Origin of the sequence: Actinoallomurus sp. CA-150999, from assembly GCF_050942425.1 — a bacterium.
In the GTDB taxonomy this organism is placed as follows: domain Bacteria; phylum Actinomycetota; class Actinomycetes; order Streptosporangiales; family Streptosporangiaceae; genus Actinoallomurus.
In genome coordinates this window covers 2,164,786-2,188,713 of record NZ_CP192063.1, presented here as the reverse complement: position 1 = coordinate 2,188,713, position 23,928 = coordinate 2,164,786, and the positions used below count along the sequence as shown (strand labels likewise).

The 23,928-nt window shown below is 71.0% G+C and carries 21 protein-coding genes and 1 pseudogene; 7 read left to right on the top strand and 15 right to left on the bottom strand.

Going from position 1 to position 23,928, the window contains the following annotated elements; translation table 11 throughout:
- Positions 1-25 precede the first annotated feature (25 nt).
- Positions 26-736, bottom strand: a complete 711-nt coding sequence (locus tag ACQP2O_RS10425) for a TetR/AcrR family transcriptional regulator (RefSeq protein ID WP_433182178.1) — start codon at positions 734-736, stop codon at positions 26-28.
- Positions 737-828: 92 nt separating this feature from the next.
- Here ACQP2O_RS10425 and ACQP2O_RS10420 point away from each other — a divergent pair, with 92 nt between their 5' ends.
- Together ACQP2O_RS10420 and ACQP2O_RS10415 are read left to right on the top strand one after the other, a co-directional pair.
- Positions 829-2,262: an MFS transporter gene (locus ACQP2O_RS10420; RefSeq protein ID WP_433182176.1), complete on the top strand. Its 1,434-nt coding sequence runs from the start codon at positions 829-831 to the stop codon at positions 2,260-2,262.
- On the top strand, positions 2,259-2,609 hold the full coding sequence (locus ACQP2O_RS10415; protein WP_433182175.1) for a nuclear transport factor 2 family protein: 351 nt from the start codon (positions 2,259-2,261) through the stop codon (positions 2,607-2,609). The genes ACQP2O_RS10420 and ACQP2O_RS10415 overlap by 4 nt, the downstream gene beginning before the upstream one ends.
- Before the next feature lie 168 nt (positions 2,610-2,777).
- Here the strand turns inward: ACQP2O_RS10415 and bla are convergent, their stop codons facing one another.
- Complete coding sequence (bla, locus tag ACQP2O_RS10410; protein ID WP_433182173.1) at positions 2,778-3,716, bottom strand: class A beta-lactamase; 939 nt, start codon at positions 3,714-3,716, stop codon at positions 2,778-2,780.
- An 82-nt stretch (positions 3,717-3,798) separates the two neighbouring features.
- On the opposite strand from bla, the gene ACQP2O_RS10405 reads away from it, so the two are divergent.
- Positions 3,799-4,725: a LysR family transcriptional regulator gene (locus tag ACQP2O_RS10405; RefSeq protein ID WP_433182171.1), complete on the top strand. Its 927-nt coding sequence runs from the start codon at positions 3,799-3,801 to the stop codon at positions 4,723-4,725.
- An 82-nt stretch (positions 4,726-4,807) separates the two neighbouring features.
- Positions 4,808-5,713, top strand: a complete 906-nt coding sequence (locus ACQP2O_RS10400; RefSeq protein WP_433182169.1) for a serine hydrolase — start codon at positions 4,808-4,810, stop codon at positions 5,711-5,713.
- A gap of 246 nt (positions 5,714-5,959) precedes the next feature.
- Here ACQP2O_RS10400 and ACQP2O_RS10395 read toward each other — a convergent pair whose 3' ends face one another.
- From ACQP2O_RS10395 to ACQP2O_RS10385, 3 genes are all read right to left on the bottom strand, one after another.
- A complete protein-coding gene (locus ACQP2O_RS10395; RefSeq protein ID WP_433182168.1) occupies positions 5,960-7,039 on the bottom strand; it encodes a DMT family transporter in 1,080 nt (359 codons plus the stop codon).
- A 163-nt stretch (positions 7,040-7,202) separates the two neighbouring features.
- Entirely contained in the window at positions 7,203-7,883 is a 681-nt protein-coding gene (locus tag ACQP2O_RS10390) for a response regulator (protein WP_433182166.1), read from the bottom strand.
- A gap of 61 nt (positions 7,884-7,944) precedes the next feature.
- Positions 7,945-9,069 (bottom strand): sensor histidine kinase, encoded by a 1,125-nt coding sequence (locus ACQP2O_RS10385; RefSeq protein WP_433182164.1) that lies wholly within the window; start codon positions 9,067-9,069, stop codon positions 7,945-7,947.
- 390 nt (positions 9,070-9,459) lie between these two features.
- On the opposite strand from ACQP2O_RS10385, the gene ACQP2O_RS10380 reads away from it, so the two are divergent.
- Together ACQP2O_RS10380 and ACQP2O_RS10375 are read left to right on the top strand one after the other, a co-directional pair.
- Positions 9,460-11,655 (top strand): MMPL family transporter, encoded by a 2,196-nt coding sequence (locus tag ACQP2O_RS10380; RefSeq protein ID WP_433182162.1) that lies wholly within the window; start codon positions 9,460-9,462, stop codon positions 11,653-11,655.
- 68 nt (positions 11,656-11,723) lie between these two features.
- Complete coding sequence (locus ACQP2O_RS10375) at positions 11,724-12,542, top strand: hypothetical protein (protein ID WP_433182160.1); 819 nt, start codon at positions 11,724-11,726, stop codon at positions 12,540-12,542.
- 17 nt (positions 12,543-12,559) lie between these two features.
- Here the strand turns inward: ACQP2O_RS10375 and ACQP2O_RS10370 are convergent, their stop codons facing one another.
- The 5 genes and pseudogenes from ACQP2O_RS10370 to ACQP2O_RS10350 all read right to left on the bottom strand — a co-directional run.
- Positions 12,560-13,387, bottom strand: a complete 828-nt coding sequence (locus ACQP2O_RS10370; RefSeq protein WP_433182158.1) for a helix-turn-helix domain-containing protein — start codon at positions 13,385-13,387, stop codon at positions 12,560-12,562.
- Between the two features lie 74 nt (positions 13,388-13,461).
- A complete protein-coding gene (locus tag ACQP2O_RS10365; RefSeq protein WP_433182156.1) occupies positions 13,462-14,400 on the bottom strand; it encodes an ABC transporter substrate-binding protein in 939 nt (312 codons plus the stop codon).
- A 33-nt stretch (positions 14,401-14,433) separates the two neighbouring features.
- Entirely contained in the window at positions 14,434-15,105 is a 672-nt protein-coding gene (locus ACQP2O_RS10360) for an ABC transporter permease (protein ID WP_433182154.1), read from the bottom strand.
- Positions 15,102-15,791, bottom strand: a complete 690-nt coding sequence (locus ACQP2O_RS10355; RefSeq protein ID WP_433182152.1) for an ABC transporter permease — start codon at positions 15,789-15,791, stop codon at positions 15,102-15,104. Before ACQP2O_RS10355 ends, ACQP2O_RS10360 begins: the two co-directional genes overlap by 4 nt.
- Positions 15,792-15,814: 23 nt before the next feature.
- Positions 15,815-16,585 (bottom strand): annotated as a pseudogene (locus ACQP2O_RS10350) (ABC transporter ATP-binding protein); the annotation flags it as partial.
- A gap of 482 nt (positions 16,586-17,067) precedes the next feature.
- Between ACQP2O_RS10350 and ACQP2O_RS10345 the strand changes: the two are divergent.
- Entirely contained in the window at positions 17,068-18,507 is a 1,440-nt protein-coding gene (locus tag ACQP2O_RS10345; RefSeq protein ID WP_433182150.1) for an aromatic amino acid ammonia-lyase, read from the top strand.
- Here the strand turns inward: ACQP2O_RS10345 and ACQP2O_RS10340 are convergent.
- The 5 genes from ACQP2O_RS10340 to egtA are packed head-to-tail and all read right to left on the bottom strand — an operon-like array spanning position 18,501 to position 23,746.
- Complete coding sequence (locus tag ACQP2O_RS10340) at positions 18,501-19,511, bottom strand: LacI family DNA-binding transcriptional regulator (RefSeq protein ID WP_433182149.1); 1,011 nt, start codon at positions 19,509-19,511, stop codon at positions 18,501-18,503. The genes ACQP2O_RS10345 and ACQP2O_RS10340 overlap by 7 nt on opposite strands.
- 9 nt (positions 19,512-19,520) lie before the next feature.
- A complete protein-coding gene (gene egtD / locus ACQP2O_RS10335) occupies positions 19,521-20,474 on the bottom strand; it encodes an L-histidine N(alpha)-methyltransferase (RefSeq protein WP_433182147.1) in 954 nt (317 codons plus the stop codon).
- Between the two features lie 43 nt (positions 20,475-20,517).
- On the bottom strand, positions 20,518-21,252 hold the full coding sequence (egtC, locus tag ACQP2O_RS10330) for an ergothioneine biosynthesis protein EgtC (RefSeq protein ID WP_433182145.1): 735 nt from the start codon (positions 21,250-21,252) through the stop codon (positions 20,518-20,520).
- Entirely contained in the window at positions 21,252-22,541 is a 1,290-nt protein-coding gene (gene egtB / locus ACQP2O_RS10325) for an ergothioneine biosynthesis protein EgtB (RefSeq protein WP_433182144.1), read from the bottom strand. Before egtB ends, egtC begins: the two co-directional genes overlap by 1 nt.
- Entirely contained in the window at positions 22,532-23,746 is a 1,215-nt protein-coding gene (gene egtA / locus ACQP2O_RS10320; RefSeq protein ID WP_433182142.1) for an ergothioneine biosynthesis glutamate--cysteine ligase EgtA, read from the bottom strand. Before egtA ends, egtB begins: the two co-directional genes overlap by 10 nt.
- Positions 23,747-23,928: the final 182 nt, after the last annotated feature.

Below are 23,928 nucleotides of genomic sequence, written 5' to 3'. Positions count from 1 at the left end.
TTGTACGGCAAATCCGAAATTGCCGTCAGGCGGGCGGCTCCAGGCCCAGCGAGCGTACGAGGTCGCACATCTCCGCGCGGTACAGGGCCGCCGGATCGTTGGCCAGCGGGGAGATGTGCCCGTAGATCTCCAGGGCCACCAGCCCGTGCATGCGGCCCCAGACGCGCAGCGCCAGAGCCACGGCGGCCGGGGGCAGGCCGGGGAGGTCCCGCCGGACCTGCGCGACCAGACCGGGGTCGAAGTCGGACCAGTCGTAGTCGCCGTCGTGCAGGGCCTTCGCCTGCGGCCAGGCGCCGGCGACCAGGCCGGTCAGCCCACCGCAGGCCCGGTGATTCGCCTCCCGCGCCGCTCCGCCCTCGGGCGGCCGGTATCCCGGGACCGGGTCGCCGTAGATGAGCCGGAAGCCCTCGGGATTTGCCAGCGCCCACTCGCGTACGGCCTGGGCCCAGGCCACGACCCGGCCGCCGGGATCGGTCTCCGGGACGGTGTCGCGGGCGGCCTCCGCCCGGTCGACCAGCTCGGTGTAGACGTCGGTGATCAGCGTGGTGATCAGGTCGTCCCGGGTGGCGAAGTAGCTGTAGATCGCTCCGGCGGTCATCCCCATCTCGCGGGCGATCGCGCGCAGCGAGATGGCGTCGGGCCCGCCGGCCGCCATCAGCCGGAGCGCGATCTCCTTGATCTCTCGGGTCGTCTCGGCGCGGAGCCGGGCCCGTCGGCTGATCGTCTGCTCTCCCACCCTTGACAGTCTACAGCGTTACGCTACTGTTCGCCGTGTCATCATTGAACGCCGTGTAGTAAATGTACGGCGCAGAGGAGCGTGGTCTGAACATGTCCCGTCACCGGGCCGGCCCGAAGCTGGCCCTGCTGGCATTCACCCAGCTCATCGTGGCTTTGGACTACAACATCGTGTACGTCGCCCTGCCCGACATCGGCCGGGCGCTCGGCTTCACCGCTCAATCCGTGCAGTGGGTGGTCAGCGCCTACGCCGTCGGGCTCGGCGGCCTCCTGCTCTTCGGCGGACGCGCGGTCGACCGGCTCGGCGCCCGGCGGATGTTCACACTGGGACTCGCCCTGTACGGCGTGGCGTCCCTGGCCGGAAGCCTCGCCTCGGGCCCCGGTCCGCTGGTCGCCGCCCGGGCCGTCCAGGGAGCCGGCGGAGCCCTGCTCACGCCCGCGACGCTCGCGTTGATCTTCACCGGGTTCGCGGAGGGGCCCGAGCGCAACCGGGCCATGGGCGCCTGGGGCATGGCGGGCAGCGCCGGCCTGGCCGCCGGCTCGCTGCTCGGCGGCGTCCTCACGAACTACCTGGGCTGGAAGTGGGTGTTCTTCGTCAACGTGCCGCTCGCCCTGGGCGCGGCGCTGGCCGGGCGCCGGCTGCTGCCGGCCGACCCTCCGCGCAGGTCGGGCTGGGCGGGCTTCGACGTGCCCGGAGCGCTGCTGGCCACCGCGGGGTCGGCGCTGCTGGTGCTCGGCCTGGCGAGCGGCCCGGAGGCCGGGTGGGGCTCGCTTCGCGGCGCCGGTTCCCTGACCGCCGGCGCGGCACTGCTGGCGCTGCTGCTGGTCGTCGAGTGGCGCACCGCCGATCCCCTCGTCCCACTGCGGCTGCTGCGCAACCGCGGGCTCGCCACCACGATGGCGGTGATCGCCGTCTTCCAGGCGACGCTCGGCGGCGGCTACTACGTGCTCACCACCTACCTGCAGCCCGTCCTCGGCTACAGCGCGCTGGAGGCGGGGCTGGCCTTCCTGCCCCTCACGCTGGTCTGCATGGGCGCGGCTCTGAAGGCGGCGCCGATGATGCTCGGCCGGTGGGGCTTCCGCGCGACGCTCTGCCTCGGCATGCTCGGCGCCGCCGCGGGGATCGCCGCCCTCGTCGCCGGCACCTCGGCGAACGGCACCTTCTGGGCCCTGCTGCCCGGCAGCGTGCTGTGGGGCTTCTTCGGCGGCGTCGCCTTCGTCGCGGTGTTCGTCGCCGCCGGGTCCGGCGTGGCCCCGGCCGAGCAGGGCGTCGCGTCCGGGCTGGCCACCACCGCCAAGGAGATCGGCGGCGCGATGGGGCTGGCCGTCTTCGTCGCCGTGGCCAACGCGGGACTCGGCGCGCACCCGGCCCCGGCCCGCGTCCTCGGCGGCCTGCACGCCGCCGGCTGGACGGCGGCCGCCGTGACGGCCGCCGGCGGGCTGATCGCCCTCGTCCTCAAACGTCCCTCGGCGCCCGCGCCGAGGGACACCACCACCACCGAAGCACTGGAAGGAATCGGCTCATGAGCGAGACCGTCGACCTCATCAAGCAGTACCTGGAGATCTGGAACGAGCGGGACGACGCCCGCCGGGACGCCCTCATCAAGGCCACCCTGACGGACGACTCGACCTACTCCGACCCGGACTACGCCGGCATCGAGGGCCACGCCGCGCTCTCCACCGCCATCGCCGACGCCCACGAGAAGTTCGGCACGCTCGTCTTCACCCTGGGCGAGGTCATCGGCGCCCACCACGACACCGTGCTGTTCACGTGGCGGCTCGGCCCGGCCGGTTCGGACGAGGCGGTGGCGACGGGCCATGACGTGATGGAGTTCGCCGACGGCCGCGTCCGCCGGGTCGTCGGCTTCTTCTGACCGATGTCGTGATGCCGTACGGACGTCCCGGGACGTCTTCGGGACGTCTCTTCGGGGCATCTTCGGGACGTCCGTACGGCGCCGGTCCGCCGCGAACGGCCGTCCTGATCGGAGGGCGACCGTACGAGACGGGGTTCATCGACCACCCGCGAGCGGCCGTACGGGAGGTCAGCTCAGCCGGCCGGCCACGACCTTGGCGGCGGCCGCGACGAGCGCGTCGTCGGTCTTGGCGTCCTTGGCCGACCGGGTGGTGAAGACCGTGATGACGATCGGCGCGCGGTGCGGCGGCCAGGCGACCGCGATGTCGTTCCGCGTTCCGTAGTCGCCGGATCCGGTCTTGTCGCCGATGGTCCAGTCGGACGGAACGCCCGCGCGGATCAGCGCGCCGCCGGTCGTGTTCCGCCGCATCCAGTCGATGAGCATGGCGCGCTTGGGCTTGGGCAGCAGGTGGCCGAGGGTGTACTTCTGCAGGTCGAGGCCCATCTGCTGTGGCGTGGTCGTGTCGCGGACGTCACCCGGGATGGCCGTGTTGAGGGTCGGTTCGGTGCGGTCGACGTGGGTGGTCACGTCCCCGATCCGCCGCAGCGCGGCCTGGAGGGCGCTCGGTCCGCCCAGCTCGCGGAAGAGGAGATTGGCCGCCGTGTTGTCGCTGTAGCGGAGCGCGGCGTCGCACAGCGCGCGGACCGTCATCCCCTTGTCGACGTTCTTCTCGGTGATGGGCGAATAGTCGACGAGGTCCTTCGAGGTGTACTTGACGACCGTGTTGAGCCGCTTCATCGAGTCCTGGCGCAGGACGTTGCTGGAGCTCAGGACCTTGTGCGTGGAGGCGTAGGCGAACCGTTCGCCGGCGCGCCAGCTCACGACCCGTCCCGTCCCGGTGTCGAGCGCCCAGACGCCGAGGCGCGCGTCGTGCTGCTTCTCCAGAGACTGGAAGGCCTGGTCGGTCCGCTCGGCGGCGGGTGTCGCCGTGGCGCTCACCTTCGCGGACGCCGTGGTCGCGTGGCCGGCCGTGCCGCACGCGGTCAGGGGCACCAGCGCGAGGACGGCGAGCGCCGCCACCCCGGTACGGCGGCGGATGGACCGGTCTTCCTGTCGTGCGTTGGTCATGGCCGGAGTCTCACGGCGGCACTCGTATGCCGTCAAAGACGAAACTCGGCCGATCTATGCTGTTCCGGCATAGACTCTGGCCGTGGACGTCCTCGGAGCCTGGCGAGCGTTCGTCAACGTGAGCGAGCACGGCAGCTTCACGGAGGGCGCGGCGGCGACGCGCATCCCGCAGTCCGTGGCGAGCCGCCGAATCGCCGCCCTGGAGAAGCATCTCGGCGAGCGCCTGCTGGACCGGTCGTCCCGCCGGGTGACGCTCACGCGGTTCGGCCGCGACATGCTCCCGTCGGCCAAACGCCTCGTCCGCCTGGCCGAGGCCATGGAGCACGAGGCCGAGCGCGCCAAGCTGAGCCCGCTTCGCCTCGCCGTCCCCGATGTCTGCGGCGTCCTCGACCTGGCGCTGCTTGACTCGGAGGCCCGCCGCAAGGGCGTCTACCTGGACTTCCATCCGGCGCCTCCGCCCGAACGGGCCGAGCTCGTCCGGTCCCGGGACGTCCGCGCCGCCCTGACGGCGGTTCCGCCGGACGACGGAACCTGGACCGTACGGCTCGGGCTGGCCGGCACGGCCGACCCGCCCACCCGGACGGTCCACCTCGAGAGTCTCCGCGCGGGCCGGGCGCCGCTGTCGGCGCGTCGACGCCGGATCTGGATCCAGCCCGAGGACGACGTCCCCCACATCCGGGACCGCGTGTTCCGGGTGCGCGACGCGGTCGGCCTGCAGCCCGCCCAGGTCGCCGTCGCACCCTCCCTCGTGGCCGCCACGGCCGAGGTCGTGGGCGCGGGCGATCTCCTCCTATGCTCGCCCAAGCAGGCGGAGGACCTCGGCCTGCACTGGCGCCCGGTCGGCGACCTCCAGGTCGCACGCGGCTTCGAGGTCGCCGCGGCGATCGGCGACGACGCGGAGCGCGTACGGACCCGGCTCCGGGAGGAGATCGCCCGGTGCCTGGGCGCTCACCGGCCCGGCCGGGACGCGGGCCCGGCGGATGAGACCACGGCTGGAGGTGCGCGGTGACGAGCGTCGAGAGCCTGATCCGTGAGCTGCGGCGGACACTGGACGCGGGCCCAACGGATGAGACCACGGCGGGAGGTGCGCGGTGACGAGCATCGAGGGCCTGATCCGTGAGCTGCGGCGGACACTGGACGACGCGGGACTCGGCGGCTCGTTCCTGGTCCGGGACCTGCACTCCGGCGACGAGATCGGCATCGAGCCGGACCTGGAGTTCCCGGTCGCCTCGCTCGTGAAGATCCCGCTGGCCCTCGCCACCCTCGAGCGCATCCGGCGGGGAGAGCTCGACGGCGCCACACGGCTCCTGATGGGGCCGGGCGGCGTCACGTCTCCCGGGCCGACCGGGCTGAGCAGATTCCGTCATCCGGCCGAGATCGCCGTCGACGACCTGCTGCACCTCAGCATGACGGTGAGCGACAACGCCGCGACGGACGCGCTGTTCACCCTCACCCCGCCCGCCGAGGTCGCGGCGATCCTGCACGGGCTCGGCGTACGGGGCATCACGGTCCGGCACACCATGCGCGACCTCGCCGAGACCCTGGCCGAGCTCCTGCCCAGGGAGGACGTCCACCTCGCCCATGCCCTCGCCATCGAGGCGGGGACGACCGGGCGGGGCCACCGGATCCCACAGCTCGACGTGACGCTCGCGAACTCCGGCTCCGCCCAGGCCTTCCTGGACCTACTGCAGGCGCTGTGGACCCCCTCGAAGATCGACGCGGACGTCGCCGAGCGGGTCCGGGGCCTCATGGGCGACAACATTCTGCGGCATCGGCTGGCGCCCGACCTGAGCTCCGACGCCTCACGCTGGTCGTCCAAGACCGGAACGCTCCTCAACCTCCGCCACGAGGTGGGCGTGGTCGAGCACGCCGACGGCCGCGTCTTCGGGGTGGCCGCGCTCACCGAGTCACGGGTGCCGGCGATGCACCAGCCAGGGGCCGAGGCGCTGATGGGCCAGGTCGCACGGACCCTCCGCGACCGCCTGCGCGCGATGTGACCCCGCGCCCCGGGGGCTCGACGCGGCCGTCAGCCGGACTCGTCCGCCATACCGACCAAGGCCTCGGGCACTGACGCTGCTCGGTACGGACGACACCGTGCCGGCCAAGCCCGAAAGCCTCGAGGACGTGCGGCGGCTACCCGCCCCGGACGCGATCGGGGACCGCATCGTCCACGGCGGCCGGGACTTCGCCGGCCCGGTGCTCTGCGCAGCACATCAGGCGACGCATCATGTGTACGCGAGGCATCACGTGCACGATGCATCGGGCGTGCGCGACACATCCGGCGTGCGCGACGCATCCGAGGTGCCCGACACATCCGGCATGTGCGACGCATCCGAGGTGCCCGACACATCCGGCGTGCACGACACATCCCGCATGCGCGACGCATCCGAGGTGCGCGACGCATCCGGCGTGAGCGACGCATCGGTCCGGCGGACGGCGCCGGCCCCTTCGTCGGGCTCCCCGACGGCGGCGGGGCCCGCCGTCGCCAGGACCGAGCCGGCCAGGATCAGGGCGAAGGCGGTGACGATGCCGGGCGTCAGCGGTTCGTTCAGGAACACCGCCCCGGCCGCCACCGCGATCGCCGGGTTGACGTACGTGATGACGGTGGCCCGGCCGGGGCCCGCCTCCTTGATCAGCTCCAGAAAGGCCACGAAGGCGACCGCGGTGCACACGACCCCGAGACCGGCGAGGGCGGCCAGGACCTTGCCGGACGGCATGACGGACGGACCGGTGACGGCGGCCGCGGGCGCGTAGACCAGGGCGGCCAGGGCCAGGCAGGCTGCCGTGAGCTGGAGCGAGCTGACGCTCTTCAGGTGGCGGGCGGCGATCAGCGGAGCCGTGGCGTAACCCACCACGGTCGCCAGCACCTCGACGAGAGAGCGGGCGTCGCCGCCGGTCAGGTGCGGTGCGGTGAGGACCGCGACCCCCGCGAGGCCCACCGTCAGTCCGGCCGCCCGCCGGGGCCCGAGCCGGTCCGTGTCGCCGAAGAAGCGGGCGGCGGCGACTCCGACGATCGGCACGCCCGCGATCAGCAGGCCCGCGGTGGAGCTGGACAGGTGCCGCTCGGCGTCGCTGAGGGTGAACCAGGGGACGATGATCTCGATGCACGCGAAGGCCAGCAGGGGACGCCAGTGCGCCCGTACGGCACGGGCGAGGCCGCCCTGCCGCAGCGCGAAGGGCAGCAGCAGTACGGCGCCGATCGCGCATCGCGTGAACACCACCGTGGACGGGGACACCGCGTCCACCGCCACTTTGATCATCAGATAGGGGATGCCCCAGACGACTCCCATCAGGGAGAAGAGGAACCAACCACGTGCAGTCATACGGCGAGTATCGGCCGGACGGCAGGCGCCGTCTTGAACGCTGTTGCGCCGCCTCCCCTCGCCACCCGGGTACACGCCCCCACCCTCGCCACCCTGATGCACGCCCCTGTCGATGTCCAAAGTCGGCTGCACGGATGAAGAGTGGAGTAAGGCCGATCGGCCTTCACCCGGTCGCTTGCGAACTTGGCTGGATGAGTCCCGTCTCATAGGCGATGACGACGAGTTGGGCGCGGTCGTGTGCGTGCAGCTTGGTGAGCAGGCGGCTGACGTGGGTCTTGACGGTGGCGACACTGATGTTGAGCTGTGCCCCGATTTCGGTATTGGAGTGGCCTGAGGCGACGTGGACGAGGATCTCCCTCTCGCGGGCCGTGAGGGGGTCGAGGAGAGACGGCAAGGCGCGAGGTTCGGCAACGGGTCGGTTGACGAAGTCCCGGATGAGACGTCGAGTCACGCTCGGGGCGAGGAGAGCGTCGCCGGCAGCGACGGTGCGGATCCCGGCCAACAGCAACTCGGGCGGGGTGTCTTTGAGGAGGAACCCGCTGGCGCCGGCTTTGAGGGCCCCGAAAACGTAGTTATCAAGGTCGAAAGTGGTAAGGATGAGGATCCGGATGGCCTGTGTTACCGGGTCGCCGAGTAGCTGTCTGGTCGCCTCGATGCCGTTCATTTCCGGCATTCGTATATCCATCAGGAGGACGTCCGGCAAATGCCGTTTTCCGGTCGCCACTGCATCGAGGCCGTTGCCGGCTTCGGCGACGACTTCCATGTCCGTTGCGGCGTTGACGAGCACGCTGAAGCCGGCACGCACGAGGATCTGGTCGTCGGCTATGACCACCCGGATGGTCATGGCCGGCCTCCAGATGCGGATGCGGGCGGCAGGGGCGGATGTGTCGTGGTGCGGGTAATGATCATGGGGCTGTTTCGTCCGTCCGTAGCAGTGCTTGCACCTGGAAGCCGCCGCCGTGGCGGCCGGCGTGGAGGTAGCCGTCATATAGGGCCGCGCGCTCGCGCATGCCGATCAACCCGTGACCGGTGGCGGTGTGAGGTTCGGGATGCGCTCGTCGGGTCGGCTCGGAGGGGCCGGTATCGGTGACTTCGATGAGCAGGTCCTCGGTGCGATATTCGATGCGAAGCGTGGCCTGGGTGGGGCCGACGTGGCGGACGATGTTGGTGAGGGCTTCCTGGGCGATGCGATAGGCCGACAGGTCCACTCCAGCGGGGAGTGGGCGGGTCGGACCACGGACGTCGAGGCGCAGGTCGACGTCGGCGCGATGGATCTGGTCGGCCAGCGCAGCGATGTCGGCCAACCCGGGGGTGGGGGTAAGGGTGGGGTCGATGGCGTGCTCGTGACGCAGTACCTCAACGAGCAGCCGCATCTCGTGTAGGGCCTGGCGGGTGGTGGTCTCGATGATGCCGAGTGTTTCCCTCGCTTGGGCCGGGTCGGTGTCGATCACCATGCGCGCGACGCCGGAGCGGACGGCGATGACGCTCATGGAGTGCGCGACGATGTCGTGCAGCTCGCGGGCGATGACCAAGCGTTCGTCGATGGCGGCCTGGCGGATACGGCCAGCGTGCTGACGTTCCCGTTCGGCCTGTTGCTCGGCGGTTGCGATGAGCCGGATTCGGCGTTCTCGCGCGACCAGGCCGGCGAACCATCCGACGCACACGATTGCGACGTTGGCGACGAGCACGGCCAGCCAGCTCGAGGAGACACGTCCGATACCGATCCCGGCGGCGGTCAGCAGGCCGGCGACACCCGGGCGAGACCACCAGAACATGTACTCGCCCGCCCGGGCGGCGGTGTAGGCGGTGACGGCGACGCAGGCCGATACCTGCGGCGCGCCGCCGACTGCGGCGACGACGAAGGCGCAGAGCGTCGCCACGGCGAACGACCAGCGCGGGTAGAGCCGGCGAGTGGCGACGGTGAGGGCGGCGATGACGATGCCCGTGGTCCGCAGCGCGAACTCGGCGGCGGCGGGATGCCTGACGCCGGTGAGGGAGTCGGCGAAGAGCAGGCCGATACACAGCAGCACGGCGATACCGATGTCGAGGAGGACCAGGGGACGAGGTCCTCTGGTGACGAATCGGTGAACTGGTGGTGTTAGACGGGTGCCGAGCACCCCGTCACGCTACCGGCGAGGACGATAGCCGGTCGTCGGGTCACGGTCGCATCCGCGCGTACCCCTCGGACTGTACGCGGCCGGGCCGTACCGCCCTGGTCGGACGCCTGATTCCATCCCGCAGCCTGACGCCCTCAGGCCTCCTCGACGGCACGCTTCTAGCCACGAAAGCCCGCCGGCAGCGCGAGCGCGTCGGATCGACCCCGAGCGCGTCCGATCAATGCCGGCCCCCGAATCGCATCGCGAAGGAAGAACCGTGACCCAGACCGACAACCGTCCGATCCAGCCCATGGGAGGCACCCGATGAGCGTGCTCGCACGGTGGTGTTTCCGGCACCGCTTCATCGTCATCGGCGCCTGGCTGTTGATACTGGTGATTCTCGGGGTCACCGGTTCCTCGGTCGGCTCGACGTTCTCCGACAAGTACTCCTTGTCGGGTACCGAATCGACCAAGGCCGCCGATCTGCTGGCAACGCGGTTTCAGCGCAGCTCCGGGGATACGGACACGATCGTGCTCCACGCCAGGAGTGGCAGTGTGACCGACCCGGCCGTCCAAACCAGCGTCAGGAACATGCTGGCCCAGGTCGCCAGGGTGCCCGAGGTCGGCGCGGTGGTCAGTCCGTTCACCCTTCGGGGAGCGACGCAGGTCAGTCCTGACCGGCAGACCGCCTACGCGAGGGTCACCTTCACCAAGCAGAGCCAGGACCTGGACACCGCGAATGTCCAGAAGGTCGTTGATCTGGGCTCGACGCTGCGCAGCGACACACTGCAGGTGGAATTCGGCGGGCAAGCGATCGGCCAACTCGAAAAACCCTCGACGTCGACCGCCGAACTGGTCGGCATCGTGGCCGCCGCGATCGTCATGTTCGTCGCGTTCGCGTCCCTGCTGGCGACGGCCATCCCGCTCATCGCCGCCGTGCTCGCGCTGGGCAGCGCGCTTTTCAGCATCGATCTACTCACCAATGTGATGAGCATCGGTACCAGCGCCCCGATCATCGCCGCGTTCATCGGCTTGGGTGTCGGCATCGACTACGCGCTGTTCATCGTCGCCCGGTATCGCAATGGCATCCGGGCCGGGCTCAGCCCGGAGGAGGCCGCCGTGGCGGCCATGAACACCTCGGGTCGAGCGATCGTGTTCGCCGGCGGCACGGTCACAGTCGCGATGCTCGGTCTGCTCATCCTCGGGGTCAGCGTACTGTCCGGGATCGGGCTGTCGGCGGCGATCATGGTGGCTTTCGCCGTTGCCGTCACCGTGACTTTGCTGCCGGCTCTGTTCGGGGTGTTCGGGATGCGGGTGCTGAGCCGCCGCCAACGCGCCCGGCTCAGGCGTGAAGGGCCGAGCGACGTCAACTCTTCCGGCGCGTGGGCTCGCTGGGCCGGGTTCGTGCAGAGGCGGTCGGTGCCGCTGACGACCGCGGCGACAATGATTTTGGTGGTACTGACGATCCCGTTCTTCTCAATGCGTCTCGGTTCCTCCGATGCCGGCAACAACGCGGCCGACACCACGACCCGCAAGGCCTATGACCTGCTCGCCGACGGGTTCGGCCCCGGTTACAACGGCCCTCTGCAACTGGTGGCAAAGGTCCCGTCCGCATCGGCGGCGGGCTACTTCACCCAGCTGGAGCAGGCGCTCAAGAATGTCCCGGGAATAGCGTCGGTGCAGGTTGGGCCGGTCGCTCCCGGGGCGACGGTGCGGACCCTGCAGGTCACGCCCACCACGTCGCCAGAGTCGAATCAGACGTCCGATCTCATCGACACGCTACGCGGCCATGTGATCCCTGGCTACGAGAAGGACGGGCTCAGCGTTTACGTCGGTGGGCAAACCGCCGTCTTCAAGGACTTCGCGTCCGTGCTCGGCGGGAAGCTGCCGCTGTTCGTCACCATCGTCGTCGTACTCGGGTGCCTGCTGCTGATGCTCGCGTTCCGCAGCGTGGTCGTGCCGCTCACTGCGGCGGCGATGAACCTGCTCTCGGCCGGTGCCGGGTTCGGTGTCGTGGTCGCGGTCTTCCAGTGGGGTTGGGGCTCCTCGGCCCTGGGCGCGGGCGCGGCAGGCCCGGTGGAGTCGTTCCTGCCGGCGATGATGTTGGCGGTGCTGTTCGGGCTATCGATGGACTACGAGGTCTTCCTGGTCAGCCGTATCCATGAGGAATGGCTGCACACCGGCGACAACGATCTCGCGGTCCGGCGCGGGCAGGCCGCGACCGGGCGGATCATCACGGCCGCCGCGATCATCATGATCTGTGTGTTCATGGCCTTCGTGTTCGGCGGCTTGCGCATCATCGCCGAGTTCGGTCTCGGCGTGGCCGTCGCCATCCTGCTCGACGCCGTGGTGGTTCGCACGATCCTCGTCCCAGCGGTCATGCAGCTGTTCGGGAAGTGGAATTGGTACCTTCCCCGGGCGGTCGACCGGGTCCTGCCCCACGTGTCCGTGGAAGGACCCGGCAAGGCGCCGACCGCCGGCGAACCGGAACTCCAGGCGGCCGACCAGCGCGGCGTTTGATGCGGAAGTCATCATCTCGACTCGGCCGGCTGCGGACCCTGGCCGCCGGGGTCTGCATCGCGGGTGCGGTGGGTTCGGTCCTGGTCGATGCGGTGACGATGTGGGCGGAGAGCACGCTCTTGTCCACATCCGGGTTTGTGGCGGCGGTGCGACCGCTGCCCACCGACCCCGCTGTCGAGACACAGATCATCGACAACGCACAGCGCCAGCTGATCGCCGCACTCGACCGGTCACCGGCCCGGATCGGTCCTCGCCTCCTCATCACTGCGCAGGTCCGGCAGGTGATGGCCGGCGCTGTCCCGGCCGTTCTGGGCAGTGCCGCCTTCCAGCAGGCTTGGAAGGCGGCACTGTCGACCGGTCATGCCGAACTCGTCGCGGTCCTACGCCACCACAACACGCTGCTGACCCTGACGCCCAACGGGCTGGATCTCACTGTCAACATCGCATTGGCGCAAATGATCGACCAGGCCGGGCCACCTCACCAACTGGCATCGGGCCTGCCCGCCGATCTCCCTGTCTCTGTCACGTTGATCCAGAATCAGGATCTGCACTACGCCGCGCAAGCCGTGCGACTTTCCGACGAGCTCTCGGAGGTGCTCACCCCCGCAATCGCCACCCTCGGGTTCGTGGGCCTGCTCCTCGCGCGCCGTCGCGGCCGGGCGCTGATCGCCGGATTCGCCGCCGCTGCCATCGCGGCCGGCGCAGCCCGTCTGCTCATCGCCTGGGGCCAATCGTATGGATCGCGGCCGATCATCGCGGACGTCGCCGCGCGCCACCTGGTGGCGCCTCTGACGACGGACCTCGTCACGATCGCTGTCGCCTGCGCTCTTGCCTCCGCAGGCCTCATCGCCGCCCGGTGGGTAGTGGCGCGACGCGGCCCGCGGTGAAGCTGCGCGCTGTTTCGCTACGCCGCCCTTGCCACGCTGGTGCGGTACGCCGCCGGGGTGACCCCCAGCACTCGCCGGAACCACCGGGTGAGGTGTGCCTGGTCGGCGAAGCCGACGAGGGCGGCCACCTCGGCGGGTCGCAGGCCGGACTCCAGGAGTGCGCGGGCCCTGGCCACCCGGTACTGGGCGAGCCACGCGTACGGGGGCACGCCCGTCGCCGTGCGGAAGGCGCGTAGGAGCTGGTAGCGGGACAGGCCCAGCTCGACGGCGAGGCCGGCGAGCGAGGGTGGGGCGGTGAGGTCGTCGGCGAGGCGGTCGCGGACGGTGCGGGCGATCCGGGCGGCGCCCGGGACCGTGTCGCTCGCCGGGCGGGCGGTGGAGTGCCGGCGGGCGAGCGCGGTCAGCAGCCACGGCAGGCGGCACTCCACCTCGAAGGGGTCGGGGCAGCGGACGATGTCGATGTGCGTGGTGCGCAGGGCTTCGGCGAGTTCGGGGTCGTCGAGGAGCGGTTCGCGAAAGTGCGGGAGGCCGCCGCGGGTGCCGTCGGTGAGCAGGACGGGGTCGGCGTACAGCGCGAGGTAGGCGTAGCCGGTGACGGGCGTGGCGGGACCGCCGGTGTGCATCTCGCCGGGCTCGAGGACGATGACGGAGCCCGGGCCCGTACGGATGCGGCCGCCGCGGTAGTCGATGGACTCCACGCCGCCGACGCAGACGCCGACCGTGAACTCCTCGTGCGCGTGCGGGGCGTAGACGTGCTTGTCGAAGCGGGCGGTGAGCAGGTCGAGCGGGGGCCCGGACGGGCCGAGCCGCGCCCTGGTCCACTGCGCCAGTTCCCGTGCGCTCACCGCACGCTCCCTTCCGGACCTACCGCGGCCCCTCGGCGATCGCCGAGGGGCCGCAGTACGTGATCGGCGACAGGTCAGCCGCCGAGGCCGGCCTGCTTGAGCCAGTCCTTGGCGACGGTGCTCGCGTCCTGCTTGTCGCCGACGACCTTGGTCATCATGGCGAGCAGGTCGGCGGTGGTGAGCTTGGCCGACACCGCGTTGAGGGCGGCGCGGCCGGTGTCGTTCAGGCCGGTCTTGTAGACCAGCGGCACGACGTTCTGCGCGCTGAAGACGTTCTGGGGGTCCTCCAGCACGACGAACTTGTTGGCCGCGATCGTCGGGTCGGTGGTGAACAGGTCGGCGGCCTGGATGCTGTCGTTCTTCAGCAGCTTGACCAGCGTCGTCTGCGCGTTGGCGTCGAACGGCTGGAACTTCTTGAACTTCAGCCCGTACTTGCTCTCCAGCCCGACCAGGCCCTGCTCGCGGGTCTTGAACTCCGACGGGCCGGCGATCGTGAGCTGCCCGGCGACCGACTTGAGGTCGGCGATCGACTTGAGGTGGTACTTGGCGGCGGTCTGGGAGTTGACCGTCACCGAGTCCTTGTCCTCGGCCTTGGAGGCGTCGAGGATCTCCAGCGAGGTGGGCAGCTTCGCCTTCAGCCCGGCGTTCACCTCGTCGGTCGTCACGGCCTTGCTGGTCTTGTCGACCGAGGTGGTCAGCAGCGCGCCGTTGTACTCCGGCATCACGGTGATGGCGCCGGACTTGACCTGGTCGTAGTAGATCTCGCGGCTGCCGATGTTGAACTTCTTGGTGACCTTGACGCCCTTGGCCTCGAGGGCCTGGGCGTAGACCTCGCCGAGGAGCTGGCTCTCGGGGAAGTTGGCCGATCCGACGACGACGCCTCCCGAGCCGCCGCCACCGGCGCTCTTCTGATCGAGCGGGTTGCCGCCGCTCTTGTCACCGCTGCCTCCGCAGGCGGTGAGGGCAAGCGCGACGGCCACGCCGACGGCGGCCCCACGGACAATGCGGATCATGGATGTTCCTTCCGTATGAATCGTGAACACGCTTTAGTTGCGCAGGCCCCGGGACACGACGGCCCTGCGGATGCCGACGAAGGCGACCTGGACGGCGACGGCCAGGAGGACCACGAGCACCGAACCGCCGACGACGGACGGGTAGTCCTTCCGGGAGAGGCCGTCGACGATGTAGCGGCCGAGGCCTCCGATGCCGGCGTACGCGGCGATGGTGGCGGTCGCGACGACCTGGATGGCCGCGGTGCGCAGGCCGAGGAGGATGAGCGGCAGCGCCACCGGGATCTCGGCCTTCAGCAGGATCCCCGTACCGGTCATGCCCATCCCCCGGGCGGCGTCCTTGATGTCGGGGTCCACGCCGCGGACGCCCTCGTAGGTGTTGACGAGGATCGGCGGTGTCGCCAGCGCGATCAACGGGACGATTACCGGGGTCAGGCCGATCGAGGTCACCGTCACGACGAGCAGGACCAGCCCGAGGGTGGGGACGGCCCGCGCGAAGTTGGCGACGGTGACGACGACGAACCCGCCGCGTCCGGTGTGGCCGACGAGCGCGCCGAGCGGGAGCGCGATGACGGCGGCGATGAACAGGGCCAGTGCGCTGTACCCGAGGTGTTCGAGCAGCCGGTGCGGGATCCCGTCGCCGCCGCTCCAGTTCGCGGAGGCGGTGAGCCAGGTCCAAGCGGCCTGGATCTGGTCGGCGAGGTTCATCGGGTCCTCCTCCGGGCCCAGGGCGTGAGCAGGCGTTGCGCGGCGACGAGGACGCCGTCGCTGACCAGGGCGAGGGCGATGATCAGCACGCAGGAGACGACGAGGGGCGTGGTGAAGTCACGGGAGTAGCCATCGATGAACAGCTGGCCGAGGCCGCCGTTGCCGATGAGCACGCCGACGCTGACGAGGCTGATCGAGGCGACGGTGGCGACCCGAGCGCCCGCGATGACGACCGGGACCGCGATCGGCAGCTCGACCTGGATCAGCCGCCGGAGCGTGCCGAAGCCCATGGCGGTGGCCGCTTGGCGGACCGGGTCGGGGACCGACCGGAGCCCGTCGACGACATTCGGCACGAGGACCGACAGCGAGAACAGCGTCATCGGCACGATGATGGTGAAGTCGGCCTTGCCTCCGACACCGATCCCGAAGTAGGGGATGAGCAGCATGAAGAACGCGAGCGACGGCGCGCCGTACAGGACGTTGGCGATTCCGAGCGTCGGTGGGTAGAGCCAGCGCCAGCGCACGCACATGACGCCGAGCGGGATCGCGATCACGAGGCCGAACAGGATCGGCAGCAGCGCGAGCTTGAGGTGGTGCACGGTCAGGTCGGTGAGCTGGCCGGCGTGGTCGCCGATCCAGTCCCAGCGGATGAAAGGCTCGCCGTCCGCCGCGGCGCTGAGGATCATCGCTCCGCCGCCCCGACGCCCGGCTCGTCCCGCAGGTCGAGCTCGCGGTTGAAGCGCAGCCGCTTGAGCCCCTTCTCCCCGCCGAGGAACTCCTTGACGAAGTCGTCGGCGGGGTGGCCCAGCAGCTCGTCGGGCGTTGAGTGCTGGGCGAGGACGCCGCCGACCTTGAACACCGCGACGGTGTGCCCGAGCTTGACCGCCTCGTCGATGTCATGGGTGACGAACGCGATCGTCTTGCGCAGCTCGGACTGCAGCCGGATGAACTCGTCCTGCAGGCTGTTGCGCACGATCGGGTCGACGGCGCTGAACGGCTCGTCCATCAGCATGACCGGCGGATCCGCGGCGAGCGCGCGGGCGACGCCGACGCGCTGCTGCTGGCCGCCGGACAGCTGGAAGGGGTAGCGCTTGGCCATCTTCGTGTCGAGGCCCACGCGCTCCATCAGCTCCAGGGCCGTCGCCCGGGCCTTCTTCTTGTCCCAGCCGAGCAGGTACGGGACGGTCGCGATGTTGTCGACGATCGTACGGTGCGGGAACAGGCCGGCGTGCTGGATGACGTAGCCGATGCCGCGACGCAGGCGGGCCGGGTCCTGGGCGCGGACGTCCTCGCCGTCGATCGTGATGGTGCCGTCGGTCGGCTCGATCAGACGGTTGATCATCCGCAGGGTCGTGGTCTTGCCGCAGCCGGACGGGCCCACGAGGACCGTGATCTGGCCGGTGGGTATTTCGAGCGTGAGGTCGTCGACGGCCACTGTGCCGTCGGCGTACCGTTTCGAGACGGCGTCGAATTTGATCAAGGCTGGTTCTCCCTTGCCTGCAACGTGCGCGACCCGCCCCGACGTCGACGCGTGACCTGGCCGTATGGGTTCCTTATTGGACTCGACCGACGGCTGTCACGACACCCGGCCGATCCCGCTTTTGTCTGAGATGCGAGACTCTTGACAGAGGCTCGCTGAAAGGCGCGACAAGTGCGTTTCTGCAGCGTAACCGGCATGTTGGGGAGCCCGAACCCGCTCGCTGGAGGCCCGTCGGACGATGGGCCCGGGCACCGGGGACCCCTCTTGGCCCCGGTGACCGAAAAACCACCGCCTATCATCCGGAACACCGCACTCCGGGCGCGCGCCAACGCGGCCGGGACAGAGACCCTGTCCCGCGCCGGGTGGCGTCGGGGTGCCACCGGAGGACACGGTCCGGTTCGATCACGAGTGGCGCAGCCTCTCATCTATCCGAGATTAAAGGTCGAAATAGTGTCTTATTCCCTTGTCGTAAGGTTTCAACGATGAACCAGACGGCCGTGGACCTCAACGGAAGCGGCCTGACCTGCGACATCGTGGGCCTCGTCGCTAGAAGCAGCGCCTTGGTCACGGTTTCGCCACAAGCTGTCGAACGGGCCCGGCAGGCCTGGGAGGTCGCCCGCGACGTGGCCGACCGGCAGCCGGTCTACGGCCGCACCACCGGCGTGGGCGCCAACCGGAACGTCGCGATCGAGGACGACGACGCGCACGGCCTGCGTCTGCTGCGCAGCCACGCCGGCGGGGCCGGGCCGCTGCTGGCCGCCGAGACCGTTCGCGCGATGCTCGTCGTGCGCCTCAACCAGATCGCCGCGGGCGGCTCCGGCGTCGATCCGGGCGTGCTCGGCGCGCTGGCGGACGCGATCAACCGCTGGGCGATCCCGCCGATCCCGGTGTACGGCGCGATCGGGACCGGCGACCTGACCGCGCTCGCCGCGACCGCCCTGTGCCTCATCGGCGAACGCCCCTGGCAGGGCGGGGCCGCCGGCCCGAACTTCCCGCTGCGCCCGTCCGACGCCCTGGCCTTCATCAGCTCGAACGCCGCGACGCTCGGCGAGTCCGCGCTCGCCTGCCGGGACGTCACCGAGCTGCTGCGGGCGGCGATCCCGGTGGCCGGGCTGTCGCTGCTGGCCGTACGCGGCTCCCTCGAGGCCTTCGCCGCGCCCGTTCACGAGGCGTGCCCGCACCCCGGCCAGCGCCGCGTCGCCGAGGCGATGCGCGGGCTGGTCACCGAGGTCGTCCCGGCCCGCATCCAGGATCCGTACGGCTACCGGGCGTTCCCCCAGGTGCACGGCCCCGCCGTGGACGTCACCGAGCACGCCGAGGGCATCGTCACGCGCGAGATCAACGCCGCGGCCGAGAACCCCCTCGTCGACGTGGCGAACCGCACGGTCTGGCACAACGGCAACTTCCACACGGCGTACGTGGGCCTGGCGCTCGACGCCGTACGGGCCGCGATCTTCCAGACGGCGGCGCTGTCGGCGGCCCGCCTCGGGACGCTGGTGGAGCCGGCCTTCACCGGGCTCGATGCCTTCCAGGCCGCGCCCGGCGAACCCGGCTCGGGAGTCATGATCCTGGAGTACGTCGCGCACTCGGCCATCGCCGACATCCGGCGGCTCGCCGCCCCGGCGGCGCTCGGCAGCGCCGTGCTGTCGCGGGGCGTCGAGGAGCACGCGGGCTTCTCCACCCAGTCGGCGCGGGCCACCACGGACGTGATCACGGCGTTCCGTACCGCGCTGGCCTGCGAGCTCGTCGCCGCCGTGCGCGCACTGCGCATGCAGGGCCGCGTCCCGCCGGGCCGGATCGGCGAGGTGTACGCCCAGGCGGCCGACGCGCTCGACCCGGCGGTCGAGGACCGGCCGCTCGACACCGACATCGCCACCGCCGCCGACCTGCTGGCCCGGATCGCGCCGTACGGCTCCTACTGAGGGCATTTCCCGGTCGATTCGCGTGGGAGGAGGCTCGGCTCGCAGACGATGCGGCGACGGCGCGGCTTGCCGTCGATGCCGCCGACGATCACCCGGACGGCCGAGTGGACGATGTCGTCGATGTCCCAGTCGACGCTGGTGAGGGGCGGGGTGAGCAACGCGGACATCGGATGGTTGTCGAACCCGGCGACCGACACGTCGCCGGGCACCGCGAGGCCGAGCGCGCGGGTCGCGGCGTAGGCGCCGTAGGCGATCGAGTCGGAGAAGCAGAACAGCGCGGTCGGCCGGTCCGGCTCGCCGAGCACCGTCAGGGCCGTCTCGGTCGCGCCGGGCAGGTCCTGAGGCGAGGTGACGACGTCGACCTCGATCCCGATGCGCTCGGCCTCGGCGTGGACGTGCACGTCGGCGGGGCGGTCGGGGGTGCTGGCACGCGTCGGGGTGAGCACGGCGATGCTCCGGTGCCCGAGCTGATGCAGGTGCTCCAGGGCGAGCGTGACGCCGGCGCGATTGTCGAACACCACCTCGCCGTACGCGTGCCCGCCGCGCAGCGAGTCGCCGATGGACACGACCGGCAGGCTCTCCCCCAACTCGGCCCAGACCTCGGCCGCCGGGTCGACCGGCTGCACGATCAGGCCGTCGACGCGCTGGTCGCGCAGCTGCCGGGCGAGCGTCACCTCCCGCTCGGGGTCGCCCGCCGCGTCGAGGATGATGGCGTAGCGGTCGCGGGCGAACAGCGCCCGGCCGATCCCGACCGCCAGGGACTGCTGCCACAGATCCTCGAGGGAGCCGCAGAGCAGGCCCACCATGCCCGTGCGCCCGCTGGCCAGGGCCCGGGCGATGGGATGCGCCTCGTAGCCCAGCTCACGGGCGGCCTCGCGGACCCGCTGCTGCGTCTCCTCCGACGTCTGGATGCCGCGCAACGCATACGAGACCGCGGCCGGCGAAAGCCCCGTCGCCTTCGCCACCTCGCGGATGGTCGCTCGCTTGCGCTGCTGCTGCGCCACGCTCCAACCCTATAGAGCGGGTCTGACAAGAGTGAGGGCGAAATCGCCGTCCGCGTCCGTCCAGAATCGGTCGATCGCCATGCCTGCCGCTCCGGCCTCGGCATCCAGGCGTTCCCGGCGGAATTTCGCCGAGATCTCCGTACGCACCTCCTCCCCCTCCCCGAACTCCACTTCCAGGTCGATCGCGGGCACTTGGACGACCTGTCGTTCCAGTGAGCGCAGCCGCATCTCGATCCACTCGTCACCCGGGTTCCACAGGGCGACGTGCGCGAAGCGCTCCGGGACGAAGTCCGCGCCGAGCTCGCGGTTGATCACGTGGAGGACGTTCCGGTTGAACTCCGCGGTGATCCCCTGGGCGTCGTCGTACGCGCGGACCAGCCGCTTCTCGTCCTTGACCAGGTCCGCACCGAGCAGCAGCGCGTCCTCGTCGCCCATCGTCGCGCGCAGCGCGCTGAGGAACGACACCCGTTCGGCCGGGGTCATGTTGCCGATCGTCCCGCCGAGGAACACGATCAGGCGGCGCTCCCCGTCGGGCAGCAGGGACAGGTGCCGGTCGTAGTCGGCCACCACCGGATGCACCGCCAGCGCGGGGTGGTCCGCGGCGATCTCTCCGGCCGCGCGGGCGAGGAAGTCACCGCTGACGTCGACGGGCACGTACGTGTCGAGGGTGCCGGACAAGGCGTCGAGCAGCATCCGGGTCTTCTCTCCCGACCCGGCCCCCAGCTCCATGAGCGTGCGCGCCCCGGTCGCCTCGGCGATCTCGGGCGCCCGCGCGGCGAGGATCGCGCGTTCGCGGCGGGTCGGGTAGTACTCCTCCAGCCGGGTGATCTCCTCGAACAGTTCGCTGCCGCGCTCGTCGTAGAACCACTTGGCGGGCAGGGTCTTCGGTCTGGTGCCCAGGCCGTCGGCGACGTCCCGGCGCAGCGCCTTCCCCAGGTCGTCGGGGGTGAGAAAGCGATCCACGATGCCTCCCGATTGTTCTCGTGTCCGTCGTCGTCCCTGTGGCTTACAGCGGGCTCACGTGTACCCCGAGGTGATCGACCGTCACCAAAGAGCGGTCGGGCACCTCCTCCCATCCGGGCGCGTCGTCGTACGGCTCGGAGGCGATCACCGCCCCCTCGCCTCGCCGGACGAACAGCGTGTCGCCCCAGGCGGTGGCGGCCAGCGAGCGCCCGTCGGCGGCGAGGAGGTTGTAGCGGCCCGGGGCCAGCGCGGCGGTGACCTCCACGGCGTGCGCGAGGCCCTCGGCGAGGGTTCCGCCGGCGCGCCACCGCCCGGCGGCCAGCGCGAACACCAGGGCCGAGTCCACCGGGGCGCGGGCGTCCGGGATCGGCGCGAGGTCGCCGGCGAGCTCGCGCAGCTTCGCCTCGACCCCGGCGAACCCCTCGATCCGCCCGTTGTGGCTGAACAGCCGCTCGGAGTCGGTGAACGGCTGGGCGCACGACTCGTCCACCGGGAAGCCGACCGTCGCCGAGCGGACCGCCGCGACCGCGCAGCCGCTCCGGACGACCTCGGCGACGTCGGCGAAGGACACGTCCGTCCACATCGGCTGGGATCGGCGGTACCGAACGGGCCGGTCACGGGCCGGGTCGTACCAGCCCGCGCCGAACCCGTCGGCGTTCAGGATGCAGGTGCCGTTCATGCGCGGCGCGTACGACTGCCGCTCCAGGGAGAACTCCGGGGCGTACAGCAGCTCGTGCAGGGTGCGCGGCGGGCCGAGGTAGGCGAGGTGACGGCACATCAGACGTCCCTCGCACAGCGGAACCCGGCGAAGATCTGCCGGCGGATCGGGTAGTCCCAGTTGCGGAACGTCGTCCGGCAGGCCATCGGGTGCGTGGCCCAGGAGCCGCCGCGCAGCACCTTGTAGTCGGTGCCGAAGAACACCTCGGAGTACTCCTTGTACGGGAAGACGCGGAACCCGGGGTAGCCGCGGAAGTCGCTCGACGTCCACTCCCACACGTCCCCGAGCAGCTGCCGCACGCCGTACGCCGACGCCCCCTCGGGGTACGAGCCGACCGGGGCGGGCCGCATCAGCCGCTGCCCGAGGTTCGCGTGCTCACCGTCGTCCCCCCAGGGGAGGCGGCGCTTGCGGCCCGCGGCCGGGTCCCAGCTCGCCGCCTTCTCCCACTCGGCCTCGGTGGGGAGCCGCTTGCCCACCCAGCGGGCGTAGGCGTCGGCCTCGTACCAGCACACGTGCTGCACCGGCTCTTCCGGCGGCACCGGCTCGGTCCGGCCGAACCTGCGGCGCACCCACTGGCCGCCCTCCCGCCGCCAGAACGCCGGCGCGCGCTTCTCGGACCGCATGCGCCAGTCCCAGCCGTCGGGGTGCCACCAGCGCGGGTCGTCGTACCCGCCGTTCTCCATGAACGCGAGGTACGCGGCGTTGGACACGGGCGTGACGTCGATGAAGAAGGCGGGCAGGTCGACCGTGTGCGCGCCGCGCTCGTTGTCGTACGCCCACGGGTCGTCGGACGTCCCCATGACGAACGGGCCCGCCTCGACCAGCACCTCCCTCCCGGCCAGGGCGACGTCGCCCGCCGGAGGCTCCGCCGGGGACGGGTCCAGCAGGGCGGGGCCGTCCTTGCGGAGCTGGTGCGTGGCGAGCATCGTCTCGTCGTGCTGGTGCTCGTGCTGGATGACCATGCCGTAGACGAAGCCGCCCTCGGTGAGCCGGCCGCCGCTCAGCGGCGCCTTCTCCAGCGAGTCGAGGACCTTGTTCCGCACCGTGTCGATGTAGGCGCGGCTCTCGGCCGGGGTGAGCAGCGGCAGCTTCGGCCGTTCGGCGCGCGGGTGCTCGAACGCGTCGTACAGGTCGTCGATCTCCGGGCGCATCGCCTCTTGGCCCGCCGCCGCGCGCAGCAGCCACAGCTCCTCGTAGTTGCCGATGTGCGCCAGGTCCCAGACCAGCGGGGACATCAGCGGCGAGACCTGCGTCACCAGGTCCGGCTCGTCGAGCGCGTCGAGCGTCAGCCCGACGCTGCGCCGGCGCGCGGCGATCAGCTCGGTCGCGATCCGTTCCTTCAGGTCCACGTGGGTTCCTCCTCGGCGGTCGTGGCGGGCGGTCCGGCGGGCACGCCCGGCACGGCCGGGTACGCGTCGAGCTTCGCGGGGACGGGCGAGCGTTCGTCGGCCGGGCAGCGGCCGCGTTCGACGAAGCGGTGGGCGTACGCCTCGACCTGCGGAACGAGCGTGTCGGCGCCGAGCCGGGGCAGGGCGTCCAGGGCGGCCTCGAAGCAGCGCCGCGCGGCGCGGGCCAGCACCGGGTCGGTGAGGGCGTCCCGCGCGGCCTCCCGCCAGCGGTCCCGGGCGGGTTCGGTGGCCTCCTCGGCGACGTCGGCCGCGAGCGGGTCGTCCAGCAGCGCGGTCGCGACGGCGAGGGGCACCGGCCAGTACGGCTCCGGCAGGGCGTCGATCATCCGCAGCTCGAGCCAGCCTTGCGGCCGGACCGGCGGGAACAGCGTCGACAGGTGATAGGCCAGGTCACCGACGTCTGGCCGGCCCGTGGCCGCCCACTCGCGGAAGGTCATCCCCGGCGCCGCCACCCAGCCGTCGCGGATCAGCATGAGCTGCGCGTCGAGGGCGTAGCGGGTCCACGCCTCGACAGGGTCGTCACCGCCGACGGGCGCGGTGCGCCCCTGGTCGAGCGTCTCCCACACGATCTGCCGGCTCGACCGCCCGGACGGGCCGGGCGAGTTGGCGAAGGCCGCGACCAGCATGGGCCCGAGCGCGTGCGCGAGCCGCCATCGCCGGGCGGCGTCCTTGTCGTCGGCGCCGATGTCGAGGCAGACCTGGAGGGAGGCGGTGCCGCACATCATTCGCAGGCCGAACTCCCCGAAGTACTCCCGCATGCACCGGTAGCGGCCCTCGGTCGCCTGGAACTCCATGGGCCGGGCGTCGGTGCCGCGCCCTTCCAGGGCGAGGCCCTCCTCGGCCAGGTGGGCGCCGACGTGGGCGATGTCCCGCGCGATCGCGGCGTACGCGGCGGCGGCGCCTCGCTGCGGGGGCGAGCTGAGCTCGAGCTGGCCGCCGGGTTCGTACGTGATGCGGCTTCCGGCCGGCGGAGCCCCGGCCGCCTCCATCGCCGCCTGGACACGCGACAGCGGAACGCACCGTGCCGGGGCGTTCCGGTCGATCACGAACCACTCGGTCTCCACGCCGACGAGCCCGGGGGGCCCGGTCTTGAAGCACACTCCCTTCACGTGTTCGTAGATCTCATCGATGGTCAGGCGGCTCATCGCGCACCTCCGATCCGGCGACGAACGGAGAGCTTTCCCTACTGAACCGCATCAATAATCCGAAATGTGTTTTTCCTTACGTAAAGCCCCAGGTGTCGGGAAGGTGACCTCTGAGCGGGTGAAACGGTCCACTGAACCGGTACACTGATACGGTTCAGTGAAACGGTTCAGTAGCTTCGACC

Coding starts and splice junctions, on each gene's coding strand:
- ACQP2O_RS10420 (WP_433182176.1), top strand. CDS start 829: ATGTCCCGTCACCGGGCCGGCCCGAAGCTGGCCCTGCTGGCATTCACC.
- ACQP2O_RS10415 (WP_433182175.1), top strand. CDS start 2,259: ATGAGCGAGACCGTCGACCTCATCAAGCAGTACCTGGAGATCTGGAAC.
- bla (WP_433182173.1), bottom strand. CDS start 3,716: ATGACCAACGCACGACAGGAAGACCGGTCCATCCGCCGCCGTACCGGG.
- ACQP2O_RS10395 (WP_433182168.1), bottom strand. CDS start 7,039: ATGACTGCACGTGGTTGGTTCCTCTTCTCCCTGATGGGAGTCGTCTGG.
- ACQP2O_RS10390 (WP_433182166.1), bottom strand. CDS start 7,883: ATGACCATCCGGGTGGTCATAGCCGACGACCAGATCCTCGTGCGTGCC.
- ACQP2O_RS10380 (WP_433182162.1), top strand. CDS start 9,460: ATGAGCGTGCTCGCACGGTGGTGTTTCCGGCACCGCTTCATCGTCATC.
- ACQP2O_RS10365 (WP_433182156.1), bottom strand. CDS start 14,400: ATGATCCGCATTGTCCGTGGGGCCGCCGTCGGCGTGGCCGTCGCGCTT.
- ACQP2O_RS10360 (WP_433182154.1), bottom strand. CDS start 15,105: ATGAACCTCGCCGACCAGATCCAGGCCGCTTGGACCTGGCTCACCGCC.
- ACQP2O_RS10355 (WP_433182152.1), bottom strand. CDS start 15,791: ATGATCCTCAGCGCCGCGGCGGACGGCGAGCCTTTCATCCGCTGGGAC.
- ACQP2O_RS10345 (WP_433182150.1), top strand. CDS start 17,068: ATGAACCAGACGGCCGTGGACCTCAACGGAAGCGGCCTGACCTGCGAC.
- egtC (WP_433182145.1), bottom strand. CDS start 21,252: ATGTGCCGTCACCTCGCCTACCTCGGCCCGCCGCGCACCCTGCACGAG.
- egtA (WP_433182142.1), bottom strand. CDS start 23,746: ATGAGCCGCCTGACCATCGATGAGATCTACGAACACGTGAAGGGAGTG.